Origin of the sequence: Megasphaera sp. UBA4233, from assembly GCF_002395615.1 — a bacterium.
GTDB lineage: Bacteria > Bacillota > Negativicutes > Veillonellales > Megasphaeraceae > Megasphaera > Megasphaera hexanoica.
In genome coordinates this window covers 1-19,784 of the sequence record NZ_DGXL01000022.1, presented here as the reverse complement: position 1 = coordinate 19,784, position 19,784 = coordinate 1, and the positions used below count along the sequence as shown (strand labels likewise).

Genomic DNA, 19,784 nt, shown 5'->3' with positions numbered 1-19,784 from the left:
AGAGGAGTGTTGATCATGTATTCTATGGCAAAAAAATGGTGGCATCCCGTTCGCAACGGTTTTTCCCTTCTGGAGATGCTGATTGTAGTTTCTATTATACTGGTTATTGCAACGATGGCTGTTCCTAAATTCAGCTCAGCCGGCGATAAAGCCAATAAAGCGAAAATACAGGCTGACCTGAGAACCATCAGCAATGCGGCTGCAGTGTATCAGTTTGATACAGGCGCGTATCCTGATACGGTCGAGACGCTGGCTGAAAAAGAATATCTTGAATTTGTTCCGAAACCGCCTACAGGAGCTGAAAAGTACAGCATTGCCGATGGAGTAGTACGGGTCACCCTTAATGGAGTTACCTATACATCGAGAAATCCAGAAGGTACAAATAATGAGTAATAAGAACGTATTACATGGAAAAGGGACATGGTGATAGTGATGATAGACAGTCTTGATCTGTGTTCTTTCCCGGTGATTTGTTGGTTGGGGATCGTGGCAGGTTGTTCATTGCTGATTGTCTATACGGATATACGTTATTATTGGATTCCCGACAGGATTGTTCTGGTCATGGCAGCAGGCAATGGAGCCGCCTGCCTGTTTCGGCTGGTGCAGCCAGACTGGATTCTCAGTCTGGCCTGCCTGGCCGGGTTAGGAATAGCGGCTTTCGTCCTGCCTGGCAGTATTGGCTGGGGAGATATTAAATTAATCGGAGCTCTTTCTCTGGGCAGTTCAGGTATGGTGTTGTACAGCACTCTCTGTGTTGCTTTTGGTACGGCATTGGCTGGTGCTGTCATGTATTGGATTGTATATCGCGAAAAAGTCATCCCCTTTGCCCCGTTTCTCATAAGTGGTTGGTGGTTGTCTTTCTTTTTTGCAGGAGAATGGATTGCATGGGCCGGGTTACTGATGTGAAGCAAAATGGTGGATTTTTGTTACTTGAATTATGTCTGGTTGTGTCGATCATACTTATTCTTATCAGCGCATCGGCCGTTCCAGCAGGGAATTATGTAGAAAATCAGCACCTCGATGGATTGATACGGGAAATGGCATGGGACCTGGCCTCGGTTCGTCAGCATGCTGTGGGCAATAATAGCGGTGACCCAGCCTGGCGGCTTTCGGTGCGACAGAAGGAGTATGTTGTTTTGGAAGGAACCAGGATTGTAAAACGACGGGCTTATGAGAACGGCATAAAATTACGCAGCTCATCATACCGGAAAGATTTTTATTTTGATGAACAGGGCAGGCCTAAGGGAAATCAGATGGTAGTTATATTACAAGGAAGGGGAGGCCATGAAAAGAAAATCATTGTTGCTGCCCAGACCGGGCGCATCCGGATGGTATAGCAGAGGTTTCCTGCTGTTGGATAGTATGGCTGCCGTTTTCTTTGTGGTGACCTTAATTGTGCCATCCGTTTTTATGATGCAGGAGACGATGCGTATATATACCCGGTCATGTACGTGGCAGCAGGAAGCCAGCATAGCCAGAAATGAAATGGAATATCAGAAAATTAAAAGAAATGGAATGGAAGATAGGACATACTGGATACGGGGAAAGCCATATTACGTACATTGTGCGAAGTCCATGTGGCATTCCGGATGTGTGAAATACGATGTGGAGGTACGGGCAGATGGAGAAAAACCTTTTCACTGCATGCGTCTTGGACGGGAGAATATGCCATAGGAAGAATGGATTTATACTGCTGGAGATGGTGTTGGCGTCCTCTTTAACAGCCTTGATTGTACTGGCGATGCTTCCGGCAGCGGTACAGTCTGTCCGCATGTATGAATATAGTTGTTCCTGGCAGGAAACGGCTTTGCAGGGAATACACCTGGAAGATACGCTGACCGTATCACTGGCTTCAGCTTCTTCTCTGCGCGTGACTGATTCATCTGTACGATTTCTTACGGACAAGAACCTGCGCAGCGGCTTTTTGATACGACAGGGAGTCATATATAAATGTCTTGATGATGGTACTGTCCAGCCTGTAACCGGAACGGGAGAAACAGGACGGAACAAGATTATCGTGGAACCGTTGGAACCGGGATGCCCTTTTTTTTCCCAGGAAGATGGATGTGTCCGCGCAGCGATGAATCTCAAACATGAAGCAGGATGTACCTGGCGGTGTGATTTATGGATATATCCTGGAACCGGAATTACTCATGAAACGTCGTAATGGTTTTATTATGCTTTTTGCGCTGTGGACAGGGTTGATCATCTTCAGTTTTTCTTTGGCTGCAGCTGTATTGGCACATCAATATGAAAAACAAATAGAAATGTACAGATATTCCATCGAAGCCGTATATCTGGCAGAGAGTGCATTGCTTATGGGACAGTTACAGTGCGAGAGTGAAGGAGAATCGGATCTCCCGGAAAAATGGGAGCAGGAGTTTTCCGAACTAGCTGAAAAATCAGGCCCGGGTAGAAAAATAAAAGTAGTACGCACACTGAAGCAGACTGGACAAGGAGACGTGACAGGGACATTACGTGGAATTGCCTGTGTCGGGCCGGATGGTGTACAACGGACGCGGGCACTTTCTTTTAATGCGATATATGATGCTTCCTGTCAGAGATGGACATTCACTTTTTATGATTATAGGATATAAGAGGTACTGATATATGGGAAATTGGGCACGAAAGGAAGCTGTGTTCTGGCTTTCTCCGTATGCAATACATATTATCAAAAAAGAGTATGATTGGCTGAGGCGGTGCCGTATGGTTCTGGGAGATACTTATGCGGACATTCCTGATAGGAAATGGTTGGAAAAAAGAGATATTCTTCAATCTGTTTTGCAACGTATCCTGGACGTATATGACCTTTATGGCTGGTCTTTATCTTTCGTATTAAGCGGACCTCAGGTTTTATGGAAGATTTGTGAACTGCCGGCAGAAAACAATGAAGAAGGAAGAGAAGCGGCTCTCTGGGCAGAACCATTGGCTGGAAAAGAATCGGATTACGCTTTTGATATCTGCCGCATAAGTAAAAAAGATGGGCAGGATATGTATCAGTGGATTCTGGGGGCCTATTCCCGGTTTAGTGTGGAAATATGTTATAAGACTGCCCATGATGCGGGACTTCTTATTAAAAATATAATGCTGCTTCCCGCTCTTATCAGCAATCAATACGCTGGTACAGATGGTACATTGTTTCTGCAGGAGAATAAAGATCTGCATATCATGGAAATAAAGAATGGTATAGTGGTCTCTTATGCATTTCAGCAAGGGGCTATCAAATCAGCTGATTGTACAGAGTGGTTTCATATGGCTGTGAAAGAGTCAGATATGCAAAACTTGTGCCAGCCGGTATGGAAGAAAAAAACGGAACAATTTCAGCGTAAATGGCATATTCAAGGGCCTCCGTTCTTATTAGGAAACATATAGATGAAAATTGAAATTAATTTATTGCCCGCATCGGAAAAAGCCGGTGACAGAAGGAAGGCTGTTTTGTATAGAATCCTTCTTTTTTCTGCTATTGCCGGGATTCTGGCTGCCTGGATAATGAGCTTTCTGTATATTTATGAAATTCAGACGATGAAACAACGATTCGAACAGTCTTTGCAAACGGTGCAGTCGGAAATACAGGCCCATAATATAAAGATGAAAAAAAGAAAGGAAACAGTACAGCTATTGCAGTATAAAGGAGAGTCGTATTGGCCGGCTATGCTGGTTTGCCTGGCCGATACTAAGCCGGCAGACATAACAGTAAAAAAAATTGCGGCAGAACGAGATAATTTGCAGATAGAAATTTCCAGCCGGCAACAGTCTGCTTTGCAGGAGTGGAAAGAAAAACTGCAGAAATCGTCGTGGGTTTCCAAAGCATATATACGAAAATGGCAAAAGAAAGGAAGAGAAAATACTGCAGAACTGCATATTGTATTACATCATGAAGATAAACCCGTGTCTCAAAAAGATGAATAACCAGAAAATAAAGAAAATAGTTACCGGAGTGCTCTGGGTCATTCTTCTGTTATCGGGATGGTTCAGTTTTACGTTATGTCATACACACGATGAATGGCATAGAGCCATACAGTCACTGGAAGAAAATAGTATGCACTTGTCTGCTATGCCAACCATTAATACAAATATATTTCCGTCGGACAGTGACGTTTCATTATGGGAGGCGACCGCCAGGGAAACACAGATGCAGCTTTTATCTATTCAAGAGGAGAGCAATGCATTAGGGCGATATCGGATAGAATTACACGGGTCTTTTCACAATCTCATATATTTTATGAATCATCTGTCGATGAATCATCCACTGTGCCATATAGAGGTACAATGCATAGAACCGATAGAAAAAGGGCTATATATACGAATGATGCTAACGGAAAGAGCAGATACACGTAAAATAAAAACATGATGCAGGGACCATATGTGTTATTACATACGCATGTCCGTATCGACGAGGTACTCCTGAATCAATTCAAAAAAGGCCTTTAACGCCGGAGAAATCCATTTGTTTGTTTTGTGAATCATCAATGTTTTGATATGATAATCCGGACCGCCCCAGGGCAGGCGTATGAGAGATTGTGCCTGAAGTTCATCCTGAACGGCCATGGCTGGCATGTAGGTAATTCCTAAATTACTGGCTACGAGCTTTTTGATGGCAAATATGCTCTCTACTTCCAGTACCTGGGCTGGCAGAACATGGTACTGGGCAAGAGTGTTTTCAAAAGCCGTGCGGTAACTGCATCCTTTTTCTGCCAAAATTAGTGTCTGGCCGGAAAGGTCGCTGATTTGTACCGTATTTCGTAACGCAAAAGGGTGCTGTGGAGCAGCCAGAAGATACATCGGTTCATCAAATAAAATCCGGACGGTGCAGGAAGCATCCTGTATATTCTGTCCCAGAAGAAAGGCGACATCAATACGGCCTTCACGAAGTGCCTGATAAAGAAGGTCCCAGGAACCGAACTGCAGGCGCAAATCGACGTGGGGGTAGCGGATATGAAACTCTTTTAGCACGCTGGTAAGTCTCGTAATGCCGACAGATTCCATTGTACCAATAGTGACAGTTCCGCTCAGGCTGGTTTCGTTGACAATGCTTTCCCGGGCAGTTTGGGTGAGTTCTAGTATCTGTTCGGCATAGGGGAGCAGTTTTTGTCCCTGATCTGTCAATATAATGTGGTGTGGAAGCCGTTCAAAAAGGTGGGTTCCCAGTTCCTGTTCAAGCTGCTGGATTTGTCCGGTAATCGTAGACTGGGCATAGCCTGTTTTCTGTGCTGCTTTCGAAAAGCTACCCAGGTGGGCGATGGCAGTAAACGTTTTTAATTGGCGTAATTCCATTCCACTTCCTCCTCTGCACATTCGGAATTTCCGATACATTTGTTCACATATTTCAATTTTACGGATGGACTGTTTAGTGATAGTATAATACATGAAAAGAGGAAAAAAAAGACCGGTCTTTACAGAAGGGAAGAAACATTTGTATCCTGATACAGGAAAAAGGAGGAATCTGCCATGACTATTCAGATGACACAAAAAGTGCTTGCTCTGACCGGTATTCTGTTAATACTCTTTATGATTATCAGTAATTTATAATATGTACATTGCCCGTTCATATATCAGCCCAAATATATGATATCTCCCACAAACAACGGCAGGAACTGCTTTGATGCGGTTCCTGTTGTTGTTTGTGGAAAGATGTGTCTGACATAATGGATGTTTAGATGAAGGAATATAGGGAAAGTACAGGATTGGAATGACTGGCAATCATGACGGATGAAAGTGTATGACTGCGGTTATGGACTTTTTTCTTAAGAACTGTTAAGATAGACAGCATCAGCTTTAAGCGCATTACATTTGTTTACAGGCGGAGGAAATATGCATTATGATGATACAAAAAGCAATCCTGCATATTCTGGACTTTAATACGAATATGTGTATTTTATCACAAAAAGACCTCGATTTTTCCAGCGATGTCGTGTACGAATATGTAGATAAACGGATTGAACGACTACTGAAAGATGCCGGACAGCAGACAGGTATTTTTTATGCTACCAGTTCATTCCAGCATGTATTACGGCAGCTTCAGATGGAAGAAATAACCTTTGATGATGCGGCAGCAGTTATTGCAAAAAAAACGTATGATATACTGTCTCATTGTGATGAAATGGAGTCGACGGATCTTCTCGTCGTCGATTTTACTGACGATGATGGCGTGCGGACACTGGCTGTGCTGATGCTGGAAAACAAAACGGCATATACTCATCAGGTACTGGATGAGGAAGGAAATGTGTACAATAAACTTATTAAGCATTATGCTATTTTACCGGGGACCAGCCAGAAAATAGAAGCCTATGCCTTAATACGGTTTGATGACTTTTCTATCCGTTTTATAGATAAGAAGCGAAAATGCAATGGGGAGGATATTTATATATTACCCGACCGGCTTTTACAGTGTACATCACAGATATCTGGCAGAGATGCTGTAAAAATAATCAATAAAATAGCTGCTGAAGTAGCAGAAGACCATGGCGGCAGCAGTGTTGAAGCATTATCTAAAGCAAAGAATTACCTGGCAGATCATGCAGAAACATCCGATTCCTTGTCACCAAAAGAATTGGGTTCTGCTGTCTTTTCAGATAACAAAGAAATGCAAAGTCAGTTTGAAGAGAAAATACAAGAAGCACAACTGCCCGATAATATTTCTGTTCAACAGGATTTTGCCCGGAAAACTGGAAAAACTCATAAAATAAAGACAGATACAGGAATAGAAATCACTTTTCCATCGGAATATATTGATAATTCTGACTATATACAATTCATCAATAATCCCGACGGTACTTTATCTATTGAATTAAAAAATATTGCCAAGATTGTAAATAAATAAAAAACAGTCCATATCTAGCTGCATAAACTGGGTATGGACTGTTTCCTTATGGGGATACTGTCAGAAATTAACTGGCCAGGACACTGTAAAATGTATACAGACAGACGAAATAAAGCATGCAAAAAATAAGACGGCGGAATAATCGGGGCGATACATGTTTCAGGAGTTTTTGTCCCAGTAGAATTCCCAGAACCAGTGCCGGTATCATATACACCGACTCATATACGGCAGGTGTAAAATCGATGCCATTAGCGATGAAAAAGGATATAGAGATGAACCCGCTCACAAAGAAAAAGAGAACACTTGTACCGCGCAGTTGCTGAGGCGTAAAATCTGCATAGGCAAAATACATAATCAGAGGTGGACCGGCCATCCCTGTTGTGACTCCGGAAAGGCCGGAAAGAAAGCCTGTCAGAATATCATTACGCTGACACTGACGGAAATGGTAGTGTGAAAACTGCATAGCCAGCAAAGAAATAAAAATGACGGATCCTACGAGAATTTTTAACTGGATGCTGGAAAAATGATGATAAATGAGCAGTCCCGGAGGCTGGGCAAGCATATATCCAATAATAATAACGGCAACAACTCGTGTGCGGGCTTCCCGGAATACAAAAGGAAGCTGCACAATATTTGTGCACATGGCTACGACAAACATGATGAGTACGGTCAGTTTGGGGTCATAAAAAATCATTAATAAGGGGGCTGCAATAATGACCAGGCCAAAACCGGTAATGGCCTGCATGAGGGCCGCCAGAAATATGACAAACGCTGGCATCAAATGGGCCGTTATAAGAGAGAGATCCAATAAATCACTTCCTTTTCCGGAGTAGTTCTATAACAATGGTAGCATAGCAGAAACAAAGTATCAATGTAAAAAAGACTGCCTATGAATTTTCATCATACGCAGTCTTTGATATAAAAGGATAGTCAATCGTGATAGAGCTTATTGATCCGAACCCCTAAAAACGCAGCCAGGACAGCTTTGGCAATATCTCCGGGAATGAATGGGAATACGGCCATAACACAAGCCTGCCAGAATGTTACCTGCAGTACCAGCATCATGGAAATGACGCCACCTAAATAGGTAATAGGGATTCCTACGGTGATGGCTGCAAGAGAATAACGGACAAAGGAGTTATTACGGCCTTTTAAAAGACTGACAATGGGATAGGCAATAGCAAAGGCGATGATGAATCCACCCGTTGGACCGAATAATCTGCCGAAACCGGCTGTTCCGCCAACAAATACGGGTAGACCAGCGCTTCCCAGAAGAATCCAGACGAGCATGACAATAAGTGTTTGTTTCGGCTTTAATATGAATGCAGTCAGATTCATGACTACTGTGAGAGCCGTAATCATCGCAGTAGTAAAAGGCAGGGGAATGGAAATATAAGCAGAAACGCAGCACAAAGCTACGCAGATAGACATTTTGGTTACCGTGCGAATGGAATAATCCGCATGTAAAACTGCTTCACGAGTTGTCATAATGAATCACCTTTCTGTCATGTAAAATGGATACAGACAGCATTATAGCGCCTTTTTATAAAATAGTCAACTTATATGATTATTAATAGGTTAACAATAATAAAGAAGCAAAGACGTAATTACAGCCAGATTTCGACAACTGAAAATAAAAGGAGTAAACCGAGGACGATAGATGTAACTCGTTCATGGGCTGCAAAATAATGGCGGAAAGCAGCTCCTGCCAGTGCCCAAAGCACATTAGACACAGAGCATAGCAGGCACATGATGATACCCAGAAGAAGACGGGGAACAAGAGAAGTAAATGCCGGCAGGATAAAGACCATGTATCCCATGAGGAAAAAAAGCATGACTTTGATGTTTGTCAGATTGAGAACAAAACCGGAAATAAAAAGACGACTTTTTATGTTTTTTTCCTCTTTTTCTGACGTTTTTGATGGAGGTTTAACTATCTTATATGTCAGATAGAGGATATATAATGAGCCCAGTGCTTTGAAAGGGGTTTCCAATTGTGGAATCAGTTCCTGTAAGGTAGACGAACACAAGTAGGCAGCGCCATTAATGATGAAAAAACTGAAAAAAAGCCCCCAGAGAAAAGGGACAGCCCGTTTGAATCCTACTTTCTGACTGACCGATAAGGACATGAGATTATTAGGACCTGGTGTAAAAGACATGCCTATACAGTACACAAGAAATGCGGTCAGTTCCGTTATCATATAAATCACCTCGTGACAGTTGAAAATATCCATCTTATTTTCTTTCTTATTTGTCATATGAATACATTTTATCGCACATCTATCGCATAAACAATACCTGCCATGCCGCTTTTGTTGCACTGCTTTTTTTCGGCGTGTTATAATAATGGCAGGAAAAAGGAGGATGACAGGATGGGATTTTTTGAAAAGATGTATAAAGAAGGTCCGCAGCGCACGCGGAGTGAAAAATTATATGATGATGCATTGCTTCTTATGAATGACGTAGAAAAACAGAACGAACGGCTGCCAGAAGATATACGTGAAACTGTATTGGCTGGCAATGCCTGTGATACAGTTCCTGGTGCCAGCGGCGATTTTGGCCATGATATTCACAATCCGATTCCTGTCAATGGCCCTATCGGTGAATTTTCTTATTTATCCCGGTTGCGCATGAAATCGACAGGAGGACGCGTTTTCTTTCATAAATTACGTACCATAGGGTCTGTTGATGAATTTGAGCTGACCAATGTAAGCGGCCAGTTTGCAGACCATCTATTTTTAGATCCATGGCATCGGGCCCAGAGTGGGTGGTATCCTCATAATTACTATCTGGAACGGGAAGCCGTACAACCCAGAGGCATCACGACGACCTGCCCTGATTTCCCCCGGGATTTGTATAAATTAATCAAAAAGGAAGCTAAGAGATGGTTGTTTGTCGATGTAGCAGAGAAAGAAGCACAGTATATCCATGTAGAAGAAGCACAGGCTTCCTTGCAACGGTTTCGAAATAAAGACAATTCTGATTCATAGATAGAGAAGTGTATAGGCATGATACGAAGTTCTTTATTAGATAAGTTGATGAAACTGGCTGTCCTCGTGATTATTATCGTTGAACTGGCAGCGGTTCAATATTTTATTCCTGATTTCTATCAAACTCTGTTCCGGCTTACTCTTGACGGCAATGTAGAAGGGCTGACAGAGTACATATCTTCTTTTGGATATGGAGCCATTGCAATTACTATATTTATGATTGTACTGACTAATATGACCGGCTTGCCATCTATTCCTTTTTTAACGGTTAATGGTGTTATATTTGGCCTGCTGCCGGGCATTGTCATTTCCTGGATAGGGGAAGTATTAGGAAATATTCTGGGATTTGTCATCATGCGGACCGTGCTGAGGGATAAGGCACGCAAACTAGTGGAACGCAGCCATCTGACAGAAAAACTGGATAAGTACAGTACGATAAAGACGATAGCATTGGCCCGGGCTATACCGTATTCACCGAATCTGGTCATTACGGCAGTGGCCTCGATGAGCCGCATCAGTTTTGCCAATCATCTGGTAGCTACCATCATAGGCAAAGTCCCTTCCGTCATCGTTGAAGTATGGCTGGGGCATGACTTATTGAAATTTGGACAGTACGGTGGCCGGATCATCATATGGGCAACGCTGATTCTGACAGTTTATTATGCATACAGGCAGTATAAGAAAAGATAGAAGGGGTGCAGATGGAACGAGCTTTTGCGTTAGTACGGATGGATGAGAAGCATCCGCATTGGCAGATGGCTGTTTCCCGCAGAGGAAAGCTATATCATCGGGCAGATGATTTCCGTACAGAATTTGGCCGGGATTTTACGCGCATCATCCATTCAACTGCTTATAGCAGACTGAAACATAAGACACAGGTCTTTTTTACGACAAAAAATGATCATATTTGTACGCGTATCGAACATGTCAATCAGGTCGCTTCAGTCAGCGGGACAATCGGGCAATATTTGGGGTTGAATACGGAATTGATACAGGCTATTGCCAATGCTCACGATCTGGGACACTCTCCTTTTGGTCATCTGGGAGAACGGGTTTTACGGCAAATCAGTGAGAAAGAACTGCATGAAACATTCTGGCATGAAAAACAAGGCTTGCGTGTAGTTGATGACATTGAAACACTACTTGACCCCGAAGGAAGAACTTCTAATTTGCTTTTAACATATGCTGTGCGTGATGGTATTATCTGTCATTGCGGAGAAGTACACCAGACCGTTTTACGTCCGCGGAAAGAGGCCATTGATTTAGAATCTATTCAGCGCCCTAATGAATTTGAACCTTATACATGGGAAGGCTGTGTTGTCAAAATCGCTGATAAAATCGCTTATCTCGGACGCGATATAGAAGATGCTGTACGGCTCCATATTCTGACGGAAGATGGATATCCTTTGCAGGAGCTTAAACAAGAATTAAATGGGCATCTTCATGCTCATTTGCCGTCTGTCAGTAATACGGCTATTATGTATCCCCTTATTACCGATTTGTGCAAAGAAAGTTCTCCGGATAAGGGCCTGATCCTGTCCCAGAATCATCTTAACCTGATGCATTGCGTCATGAAATTTAATTATCAGTATATTTATCATAATAAAAGGCTGGAAGTATATCATTCCTATGCCCGCTTGATCCTTGAGTCGATTTATGGAATTTTAAAAGAATGTTATGCTGGTGAAAAGACATTGGACAATATCCGGCTTCTGCAAGAGGATTATCCTACTCTGGGAAAACATTTTTTGGAACGGATGCGAAAATTTTCCGATATAGGCCGTCATATTGCAAAAAAAGATAAATTCGGAAATAGTTTTGGTAATACAATTATCTATCATATTTCCAATTCAGAACAAGATTACCGACGGGCCTGTATTGACTATATTGCCGGTATGACTGACACGTATGCGGAGAAAATATTTGATGAACTGACTACTTTTTGACGATATCTATTTCACTCTAAATGTGATACAATAAGAATTAGCCTGCCAATGGCCTATTATGGATCATAAGAGAATAATAAATGAACAGGCAGGGAAATACCGGTTATTTTCAGGAGGATGTATTCATGAGAGAACTTCCAAAAGCAAATGAAATTTGGCTTCATTTCAAGGGTGGAAAATATCAGATCATTACCCTTGCCGAACATACGGAAACAGGTGAAAAATTTGTTATTTACAAGGCTTTATCGGGAACGATGAAAACCTATGCCCGCCCGTTGAAAGATTTCATGAGTGAAATTGATAAGGAAAAATATCCTAAGGCAGAACAAGATTACCGCTTTGTAAAAAATGCCTGAGAACGGTCTTGTGGTGACCTGGATTTTGATAAAAAAGCCCCTGACACTGACAGGCTGCAGGTACGGAAAACCAGACTTTTCGGCTTGGCTTTTGAAAAGCAGAGTGACAGGGGAAGGGGACTCTATGTGGTACTGATGGATAATAATGTAAGAAATCAGGCCATTAAACACAAACGGAGCTGCAACGAGATGAGCTTATTTGCCCATGTTGTTGCAGCTCCGTTTGCTTTAGGGGGATTGGGAAAGTGATGTAAGAAATCAAAGGGGAAACTCAGGTGTTATTTGATGTCGATTCTCTGACTGGCCTGAATCGCATCAGGATCCTGCTTAGGCAATGTAATAGTCAGAACACCGTTTTCAAAGGAAGCTTCGATGCCGTCGCGCTGGATGTTACGCACGACGAATTGACGGCTATACACAGTATTAGTACGTTCTTTACGGATAAAATGACGTTCTTCTTTTGCCGGAGCTTTGCTGCTCTTTTCAGCAACGTCACTGTTGTTGGAAATTTTCTGGTCATTAGTATTCGCTTCTGGAGATTTTTCTTCCGTTTCTTCTTTGTGTTGGGCTCCGATAGTCAGAATATCATTGGCATAGGTGATGCTGATATCCTTTTTGGTCATACCCGGTAAATCTGCTGTCAGAATATAAGCTTTTCCTGTATCTTCGATATCAACTTTTGGCAGTTTTACTTGTGTTTCTGCTGTTGGCTGGAACAGACCGTTAAAGAAATTATCAAATGTACTGTCAGGAAATGCAAAATCAGTGCTTACTGGAAATAAGTTTCTCATAATATAAAACCTCTTTTCTTAGGTGAATATGTAATAGTAATGACGATGTAGACTTTTTATCCTTTAGTTCTTTTGACCTTTGAGGCTCTAGAACCATCTTCTTTCTGTCTACGCCTATAGTATATTCCTTGTTAGCCATCATGTCAATAGAGTGCTAATAAAAATTATTAAAATTTCAACAAAACTATCCATTGACAAGCTGTAGGAGTTTTGGTATACTTGCAATGTTGAAAACAAAGCAGAAGCTGTCCGCCTCTCACCTTACACGACTGAAATTGTTACTAAGGTAAAATGATGTATACCGATACAGACGGATAGCGTACGCTTTCCGTTCTTTTTTTATGGAGGTGAACGACGATTAGTAAGGAATTACGTATCAACGATCAAATCAGAGCCCGCGAAGTCCGTGTGGTAAGCGACAATAATGAACAGCTGGGAGTCATGTCCCTTCGTTCTGCCCGGCAGATTGCCGAAGAACGGCACCTTGATCTGGTGGAAGTAGCGCCTAATGGCAGACCGCCTGTATGCCGTATCATGAATTACGGCAAATATCGTTACGAACAGCAGAAACGGGAAAAAGAAGCTAAAAAGAAACAAAAAATCCTGACGTTGAAAGAAGTTAAACTTCGTCCCAATATTGAGGATCACGACTTCTATGTCAAGATGAAAGCAGCGCAGCGCTTCTTAGGGGAAGGCAGCAAAGTCAAAGTTACGATTATGTTCCGCGGCCGCGAAATGAGCCACCCGGAACTGGGCGAAAAATTATTGATGCGTTTTGCTGATGAACTGAAGGACGTTGCCCATGTAGAAAAGGAACCTAAAGTAGAAGGCAGAAACATGACCATGGTCATCGCTGTCAACAAAGCGAAGTAAGAGGAGGATATATATTATGCCGAAATTAAAAACCCGCCGTGCTGCGGCCAAACGTTTTACTACTACTGGTACTGGTAAATTCAAACGGATGAAACCGTACAAGAGCCACATTCTGGAATCTAAATCCCCGAAGCGCAAACGGAATCTGAGAAAAGCAGCACTGGTTGCCAAAACGACGGTTGATGCTGTTCGTAAAATGTGCCCCTACATCTAAGGGTATACTCACGTAGTTAACATAGAGATTTGGAGGAAATGAATCATGGCTAGAATTAAAGTTGGCGTTACTGCACACGCTCGTCATAAAAAAATCTTAAAGATGGCTAAAGGCTATCGTGGAACACGTTCCCGCCTTTTCAAAAAAGCAAATGAAAGTGTCATGAAGGCTCTGTTCTATGCCCGCCGTGACCGTCGTGCCAAGAAACGTGAATTCCGTAAACTCTGGATTGCCCGTATCAATGCGGCAAGCCGTGCAAATGGCATGAGCTACAGCCGGTTTATCTATGGCCTGAATAAAGCCAATGTCATCGTTGACCGCAAAATGCTGGCTGACCTGGCTGTTAATGATGCTGCTGCCTTTGCCAAACTTGTTGAAGTGGCAAAAGCTCAGTAAAATATAAGCATATCTTACTGGTATTTCATGCAAGCAACCCCGCTCTACATAAGCAGGGTTGCTTTTTATTTTAATAAATATTTTTCCAGATCGTCAGGAAGAGAAGCGGATGACCGGGTGACATAATAGCTGCTTACGCGGGGCGGGGCAAAATCGAGGAGCGGGACCGAACGGAGAATTCCTTGTTCCAGGTCATCTTCTACCAGACTGTGGGGAAGAAAGGAATACCCCAGACCTTCTGCCAGATATTGAGGCAATTTAGTGCTGTTGTCAATTTCCATAGGAAACCGGTGGTGCCTGGGAAATAAGTCCTGGATGTAGAGGCCGACTCCCTGAAGCGCAAAGTTACAGAATAAGTAGTCTATCTTTTGCAGGTCATCTTTGCGTATGCCCCTGGCATAGGTTGTATCTGCGCTGCTGCAGACTAAATCCAACGTGTCTGTGCGGTATAATTTGCAGATAATGCCATCCCGGTATAGGGCTGAATACGTAAATACTACATCTAATAAGCCGTCCTGGAGGCTGCGGAGCATTTCAGGCGTATGGCTGATGGTAATGTTCAGGGATACGGCTGGTTTCCGTTTCATATAAGCGCGGATACTTTTTTGAAGATGGCATTCATAAATCGTATTTGTTGAACCGATGTGGATTTTTTGGGCAAACGTGGAACTGCTCTGCAAATCCTGGAAAGCCGTGATCTCTAAAGCGATAAATCGTTGGGCGTAATCGAGAAATTTTTCTCCTGCCGGGGTTAGTTCTACCTGCTTATGATTGCGGACGAACAGGGATTTGCCCAATTCGGTTTCTAAATCACGGATGCGATTGGTTACGGTGGATTGGGCGACAAATAATTGCTGTGCTGTTTTAGTAAAATTTTTTATTTGAGCCAGTGCAATAAATGTACGCAGTGTCGTTGTATCCATAAAGTCACCTTCGTTTGGCTGAGTAATTCGAAAAACAAATTGCGAAAATTAATATAATCTATTTCACAAATCATCCTTACTCATTATATAATACGTATAGAAAAGAAACAATTTAGAATTATTTTTTTGTCAATGGAGTTGAATAGGATGAATAAAAAGACTGTTCCCTTTTCGGAAGAACAAATTCGTAATATTATCGCTACGTATCCTACGCCGTTCCATATTTATGATGAACAGGCTATCCTCAACAACGTTCGTAAGTTGATCAAAGCCTTTGATTGGGCTTATGATTTTAAAGAATATTTTGCCGTTAAAGCGACACCGAATCCGTACATTATGAAATTGCTAAAGGCAGAAGGCGTCGGCGCAGACTGCAGTTCTCTTCCAGAACTGGAATTATGTGATAAAGTAGGCATCAAGGGGCGGGACATCGTTTTTTCTTCTAACGACACGCCGTATAAGGAATTTGCCAGAGCCATGGAATTAGGCGCGCTGGTTAATCTGGATGATATTTCCATGATTGAATTCATGGAAAAACGGGGGCCGCTGCCGGAATGGATTTGTGTACGTTATAATCCGGGTCCTCTTCTCAAAGGCGGAAATGATATTATCGGGACACCGGAAGAAGCCAAGTATGGTATGACCCGGGAACAGGTATTAGATGCATTCCGTATTTTGAAAGATAAAGGGGTCAAGCATTTTGGCCTGCATACCATGGTCGTTTCCAATGAACTTCATGCCAGCGGACTGATTAATACAGCTAAAATGATGTTTGAACTGGCCCTGGATGTGCAGAAAACGCTTGGTATCAATGTTGAATTTCTTGACTTTGGCGGTGGTATCGGCCTGCCGTACCGTCCAGAAGAATCGTTCGTTGATTACGATGAACTCAGTGCAGGCATCAAGAAACATTTTGATGCTATAATGGTACCAGCCGGTTTGGGCCATTGCCGTATTTCTTTTGAATGTGGCCGTGCTATCACGGGACCGTATGGGTATCTCGTAACAACGGCCATTCATCATAAGCATATCTGGAAAGAATATATTGGCGTCGATGCTTCCATGGCTAATCTGATGCGTCCGGGCATGTACGGTGCTTACCACCATATTACTGTAATGGGGAAAGAAAACGAACCGAAAAACCATGTTTATGATGTAACGGGTTCGCTTTGTGAAAACTGTGATAAATTTGCAATTGACCGTAGCCTTCCACGCATTGATGATGGAGATATCCTGGTCATTCATGACGCTGGTGCACACGGCCATTCTATGGGATTTAACTATAATGGCAAACTGCGTTCGGCCGAATTGTTGCTTCATGATGATGGCACAGTAACACAGATCCGCCGTGCTGAAACGATTGATGATTTGTTTGCTACGTTAGATTTTTCTGATTTATAAGAGCTGGAACAATACATAAAAAAGCCTACCATGTTGGTGGGCTTTTTTATGGTTCTTTGTCAAATGTTGTGAGAAATGAATTTGTGTACTATCTGCTCTTGATTTCCTATAAATTTTGTCTGATTTTCATAGGATTTATTTCTTCTTTATGTTAAAATACAAATATAAGCTGTGTTTATCATACAAGAAAGGAGTGGAAACCATGCTTGCCGGATTTGATACACTGACGGGTTTTCAGATTTGTATGGTCATTTTCCTCTCCGTATTTTCGTTCCGTTATCGGAAAGGCTGTTCGGAACATTTGACATATTTTTTGCCTGTGCCCATTCTGTATATTCTTTGGGCTTGCATTGTCATATATTATTTTGCTGATTTCTTTTTTATGGCTATTCTCTGGTTCCTGCTGGGAAATTTTCTCAGTGTTGGTCTGGCTGTACTTTTAAGAAAACAGCTGCGGCATTTTTATTATGAACAGTCAGAGAAAGAATTTTACTATCCCTGTGCGGGATGCATGTTTTTTTTCCTGCTGAGTATTACCGTAGTTCTGGCGGGAATCCAGTGTCTGGTGTTTTATATGCCCCTTCTGGTACATTCCTGGTTGTTTAATGAATTGCTTGGTTTTATACCGGGATTGGGAATTGGATTTTTATTGGGAAACTTGTTTGCCGCCTTTTTTCTTTCTGCCAATCAGGAAGTGGAAGACTTTGTGATAAAGAAGGTATAAAATATGGAGAGCGAAGTCCGAAGAAAACAGATTATTGACGTATTAACCCATGCCAGCGGCCCGGTTACAGGAGCTGAATTATCAAAAAGATGCCAGGTCAGCCGCCAGATTATTGTAGGCGATGTAGCTCTGTTGCGTGCCCGGGGCGTTTCTATTATTTCTACGCCCCGTGGATATCAATTAGAACACGTAAGGCATGGCGGTATCGAGCGCATGATTGTCGTCTGCCACGGTCCGGAACAAATGAGGACCGAATTAGAAGCTATTGTGGATAACGGTGGACGGGTGCATAATGTCGTTGTCGAACATGAAATTTATGGCTACCTGGAAGGATCACTGAATCTCCGGTCACGCCGCGATGTAGATCAATATATTCATCGTATGGAGGAAACACATGCAGAATTGCTCAGCCGCATCAGCGGCGGCATCCATTCACACTTGATAGAAGCTGATACAGAAGCAGACATGGATGCCATTGAACATGCATTGGATAAACTTGGGATTTTATATAATTCTTGAATCGTAAAAATAAAAGCAGTAGGAATGGTTGATTTCCTATTGCTTTTATTTTTTTTTGCGTGTACAATACACTGTATATTACAGCTGTCATGACAGTTGTAAAGAATACATTGAGGAGGTATTAACATGGTTTTGGAACGTCTGGAAGCGCTGCCAGTTGGCTCGTTTCACTACAAACTTTTATTAGTTACTGGTTTGGGATGGCTTTTTGATTCGATGGATACAGGATTGATTGCGTTTATACTTCCTGTATTGGCGAAAGAATGGCAACTGGCCCCGGGCCAGATGGGATTGATTGGCAGTATTGGGTTGATCGGGATGGCGCTGGGAGCGGTCGTTTCGGGGACGGTAGCTGATCATCTGGGACGGAAAAAGGTTTTTTCTATAACTGTATTGCTCTACAGTATTGCATCGGCACTTTGCGCTGTATCATGGAATTATCAGTCTCTTCTCATATTTCGATTTCTGGTTGGATTTGGCCTGGGCGGAGAATTACCGGTTGCCGCTACTTTGGTGTCCGAGTATGCTCCGTCGCGGGTGCGTGGCCGCTTTATTGTTCTTTTGGAAAGCTTTTGGGGACTTGGTTGGATTGCTGCAGCGTGCATCGCTTATTTTTTTATTCCTGTATATGGATGGCGCATGGCCTTCGCGTTGGGGGCTGTTCCGGCTGTATATGTATTTTTAATCCGCCTGCATATGCCAGAATCGGTCCGGTATCTTCTGTCTAGGGGGAAGGTCGAAGAAGCGAGAAATATTGTCATAACATTGGAACGGAAACTCCATGTTCCTGTACTTCCATTTAATGATGCGGTGGAAAAACTGCCACCGGCTACAACTGTTTCATTCCGGGAATTGTGGAAAAAACCTTACATAAAACGGACGATTATGCTATGGCTTGTATGGTTTGGCATTAATTTTAGTTATTATGGAATATTTATGTGGCTGCCGTCTCTGGTATTTCAACAGGGATTTACTGTAGTTAAAACGTTTGAATATGTACTTATCATGACGCTGGCCCAATTGCCCGGGTATTATTGCGCCGCATGGCTGGTTGACAGGCTGGGGCGGAAGTATACATTGTCTGTATTTCTCCTTTTCAGCGGTGTTGCCAGTTATTTCTTCGGACATGCTTCGACGGCAGCGGCTCTGATGATGTGGGGTTCGGTTATGTCGTTTTTTAATCTCGGTGCATGGGGCGTGCTTTATACATATACGCCAGAACAATATCCGACAACTATCCGAGCCCTTGGCAGCGGATGGGCTGCCGGGTTTGGCAGATTTGGCGGTATGGCAGCTCCTGTAATGGTTGGTGTTATGATAGGGCATAGTTTTGGCTTTGGCGCGGTGTTCTATATGTTTGCCTTTGTTTTCATTGCAGTAGCTGCCGTTGTCATGGGATTGGGAATCGAAAGCAAGCAGAGAGATTTGGAAAGTATCACGGCAGTCCAGAATCGCTCAAAAAGTGTAAAACAGACGTTATGAGATATAATTTTGCAAAAAGAGGAGTTGTACCTATTGACAGCTCCTTTTTTTGATGGTAAAATTCTTTACATCGCATGAGACCGAAGAACATCAAATACAGTTTTGAAACAAAAGAGTTTAAAATTAGTGCTTGACAAAACGGAATAATGTGATATACTAAACGAGCTGTTGGAGATACAAACTTCGATGGCAGATGACCTTTGAAAACTGAACAATGCAACATACGAATGAACGCCAGATAAGTAGAGAGCCATGTTTGAAGGAGCCGTAAGGCGACGCGCAAACATGAGCGAATCACTTATACCGAGATTAACTCGGTAGTGCGAGGTTCTAGAGATAGAACGTCAAA

Annotated in this window: 25 protein-coding genes; 19 read left to right on the top strand and 6 right to left on the bottom strand. The window is 42.6% G+C overall.

Features of this window, described 5'->3' with window-relative positions:
* Window positions 1–15: 15 nt before the first annotated feature.
* The 7 genes from B2U90_RS07450 to B2U90_RS07420 all read left to right on the top strand — a co-directional run bounded on the left by B2U90_RS07450 (window position 16) and on the right by B2U90_RS07420 (window position 3,909).
* The gene (locus tag B2U90_RS07450; protein ID WP_059076948.1) at window positions 16–393 is read left to right on the top strand and encodes a competence type IV pilus major pilin ComGC; all 378 of its coding nucleotides are present in this window, start codon (window positions 16–18) and stop codon (window positions 391–393) included.
* A gap of 27 nt (window positions 394–420) precedes the next feature.
* Entirely contained in the window at window positions 421–906 is a 486-nt protein-coding gene (locus tag B2U90_RS07445; RefSeq protein ID WP_113854993.1) for a prepilin peptidase, read from the top strand.
* On the top strand, window positions 885–1,337 hold the full coding sequence (locus tag B2U90_RS07440; RefSeq protein WP_059076950.1) for a pilus assembly FimT family protein: 453 nt from the start codon (window positions 885–887) through the stop codon (window positions 1,335–1,337). The genes B2U90_RS07445 and B2U90_RS07440 overlap by 22 nt, the downstream gene beginning before the upstream one ends.
* A 368-nt stretch (window positions 1,338–1,705) precedes the next feature.
* Window positions 1,706–2,167: a hypothetical protein gene (locus B2U90_RS07435; protein ID WP_141700301.1), complete on the top strand. Its 462-nt coding sequence runs from the start codon at window positions 1,706–1,708 to the stop codon at window positions 2,165–2,167.
* The gene (locus tag B2U90_RS07430) at window positions 2,154–2,597 is read left to right on the top strand and encodes a hypothetical protein (protein WP_075582116.1); all 444 of its coding nucleotides are present in this window, start codon (window positions 2,154–2,156) and stop codon (window positions 2,595–2,597) included. The genes B2U90_RS07435 and B2U90_RS07430 overlap by 14 nt, the downstream gene beginning before the upstream one ends.
* Window positions 2,598–2,610: 13 nt before the next feature.
* Complete coding sequence (locus B2U90_RS07425; protein ID WP_292017515.1) at window positions 2,611–3,372, top strand: hypothetical protein; 762 nt, start codon at window positions 2,611–2,613, stop codon at window positions 3,370–3,372.
* The gene (locus B2U90_RS07420; RefSeq protein WP_170087449.1) at window positions 3,373–3,909 is read left to right on the top strand and encodes a PilN domain-containing protein; all 537 of its coding nucleotides are present in this window, start codon (window positions 3,373–3,375) and stop codon (window positions 3,907–3,909) included.
* A gap of 462 nt (window positions 3,910–4,371) precedes the next feature.
* Here B2U90_RS07420 and B2U90_RS07415 read toward each other — a convergent pair whose 3' ends face one another.
* Complete coding sequence (locus B2U90_RS07415) at window positions 4,372–5,274, bottom strand: LysR family transcriptional regulator (RefSeq protein ID WP_292017514.1); 903 nt, start codon at window positions 5,272–5,274, stop codon at window positions 4,372–4,374.
* Window positions 5,275–5,818: 544 nt separating this feature from the next.
* Between B2U90_RS07415 and B2U90_RS07410 the strand changes: the two genes are divergently transcribed.
* Window positions 5,819–6,820, top strand: a complete 1,002-nt coding sequence (locus tag B2U90_RS07410; protein WP_292017513.1) for a nucleoid-associated protein — start codon at window positions 5,819–5,821, stop codon at window positions 6,818–6,820.
* Between the two features lie 67 nt (window positions 6,821–6,887).
* Here the strand turns inward: B2U90_RS07410 and B2U90_RS07405 are convergent, their stop codons facing one another.
* The 3 genes from B2U90_RS07405 to B2U90_RS07395 all read right to left on the bottom strand — a co-directional run bounded on the left by B2U90_RS07405 (window position 6,888) and on the right by B2U90_RS07395 (window position 9,021).
* Window positions 6,888–7,628 carry a sulfite exporter TauE/SafE family protein gene (locus tag B2U90_RS07405; protein WP_113854987.1) on the bottom strand — a complete coding sequence of 247 codons (741 nt, stop codon included), beginning with the start codon at window positions 7,626–7,628 and terminating at the stop codon, window positions 6,888–6,890.
* 122 nt (window positions 7,629–7,750) lie between these two features.
* A complete protein-coding gene (locus B2U90_RS07400; protein WP_059076960.1) occupies window positions 7,751–8,308 on the bottom strand; it encodes a biotin transporter BioY in 558 nt (185 codons plus the stop codon).
* 119 nt (window positions 8,309–8,427) lie between these two features.
* A complete protein-coding gene (locus B2U90_RS07395) occupies window positions 8,428–9,021 on the bottom strand; it encodes a LysE family translocator (RefSeq protein ID WP_070807767.1) in 594 nt (197 codons plus the stop codon).
* 171 nt (window positions 9,022–9,192) lie between these two features.
* Between B2U90_RS07395 and B2U90_RS07390 the strand changes: the two genes are divergently transcribed.
* From B2U90_RS07390 to B2U90_RS07375, 4 genes are all read left to right on the top strand, one after another.
* Window positions 9,193–9,810, top strand: coding sequence for a hypothetical protein (locus B2U90_RS07390; protein ID WP_292017512.1), 618 nt, complete (start codon window positions 9,193–9,195; stop codon window positions 9,808–9,810).
* 18 nt (window positions 9,811–9,828) lie between these two features.
* Window positions 9,829–10,500 carry a TVP38/TMEM64 family protein gene (locus B2U90_RS07385; RefSeq protein WP_075582123.1) on the top strand — a complete coding sequence of 224 codons (672 nt, stop codon included), beginning with the start codon at window positions 9,829–9,831 and terminating at the stop codon, window positions 10,498–10,500.
* Between the two features lie 11 nt (window positions 10,501–10,511).
* Window positions 10,512–11,756: a deoxyguanosinetriphosphate triphosphohydrolase family protein gene (locus B2U90_RS07380; RefSeq protein ID WP_113854984.1), complete on the top strand. Its 1,245-nt coding sequence runs from the start codon at window positions 10,512–10,514 to the stop codon at window positions 11,754–11,756.
* Between the two features lie 125 nt (window positions 11,757–11,881).
* Complete coding sequence (locus tag B2U90_RS07375; protein WP_059076984.1) at window positions 11,882–12,112, top strand: DUF1653 domain-containing protein; 231 nt, start codon at window positions 11,882–11,884, stop codon at window positions 12,110–12,112.
* A gap of 278 nt (window positions 12,113–12,390) precedes the next feature.
* Here the strand turns inward: B2U90_RS07375 and B2U90_RS07370 are convergent, their stop codons facing one another.
* A complete protein-coding gene (locus B2U90_RS07370; protein ID WP_059076965.1) occupies window positions 12,391–12,903 on the bottom strand; it encodes an Hsp20/alpha crystallin family protein in 513 nt (170 codons plus the stop codon).
* A gap of 357 nt (window positions 12,904–13,260) precedes the next feature.
* On the opposite strand from B2U90_RS07370, the gene infC reads away from it, so the two are divergent.
* Genes infC through rplT form a run of 3 tightly spaced genes read left to right on the top strand, consistent with a single transcriptional unit; the run spans window position 13,261 to window position 14,386 of the window.
* Entirely contained in the window at window positions 13,261–13,776 is a 516-nt protein-coding gene (infC, locus tag B2U90_RS07365; protein ID WP_072235734.1) for a translation initiation factor IF-3, read from the top strand.
* A 16-nt stretch (window positions 13,777–13,792) separates the two neighbouring features.
* Window positions 13,793–13,990: a 50S ribosomal protein L35 gene (gene rpmI / locus B2U90_RS07360; protein WP_059076967.1), complete on the top strand. Its 198-nt coding sequence runs from the start codon at window positions 13,793–13,795 to the stop codon at window positions 13,988–13,990.
* Window positions 13,991–14,035: 45 nt separating this feature from the next.
* Complete coding sequence (gene rplT / locus B2U90_RS07355; protein WP_059076968.1) at window positions 14,036–14,386, top strand: 50S ribosomal protein L20; 351 nt, start codon at window positions 14,036–14,038, stop codon at window positions 14,384–14,386.
* A gap of 65 nt (window positions 14,387–14,451) precedes the next feature.
* On the opposite strand, the gene B2U90_RS07350 is transcribed toward rplT, so the two are convergent.
* Window positions 14,452–15,309 (bottom strand): LysR family transcriptional regulator, encoded by an 858-nt coding sequence (locus B2U90_RS07350; RefSeq protein WP_059076969.1) that lies wholly within the window; start codon window positions 15,307–15,309, stop codon window positions 14,452–14,454.
* 147 nt (window positions 15,310–15,456) lie between these two features.
* Between B2U90_RS07350 and B2U90_RS07345 the strand changes: the two genes are divergently transcribed.
* From B2U90_RS07345 to B2U90_RS07330, 4 genes are all read left to right on the top strand, one after another.
* Window positions 15,457–16,710, top strand: coding sequence for a diaminopimelate decarboxylase family protein (locus B2U90_RS07345; RefSeq protein ID WP_072235735.1), 1,254 nt, complete (start codon window positions 15,457–15,459; stop codon window positions 16,708–16,710).
* 202 nt (window positions 16,711–16,912) lie between these two features.
* Window positions 16,913–17,434 carry a hypothetical protein gene (locus B2U90_RS07340; RefSeq protein ID WP_059076970.1) on the top strand — a complete coding sequence of 174 codons (522 nt, stop codon included), beginning with the start codon at window positions 16,913–16,915 and terminating at the stop codon, window positions 17,432–17,434.
* A 3-nt stretch (window positions 17,435–17,437) separates the two neighbouring features.
* On the top strand, window positions 17,438–17,953 hold the full coding sequence (locus tag B2U90_RS07335) for a transcription repressor NadR (protein ID WP_113854982.1): 516 nt from the start codon (window positions 17,438–17,440) through the stop codon (window positions 17,951–17,953).
* Window positions 17,954–18,079: 126 nt separating this feature from the next.
* Window positions 18,080–19,435: an MFS transporter gene (locus B2U90_RS07330; RefSeq protein ID WP_170087446.1), complete on the top strand. Its 1,356-nt coding sequence runs from the start codon at window positions 18,080–18,082 to the stop codon at window positions 19,433–19,435.
* Window positions 19,436–19,784 lie beyond the last annotated feature (349 nt).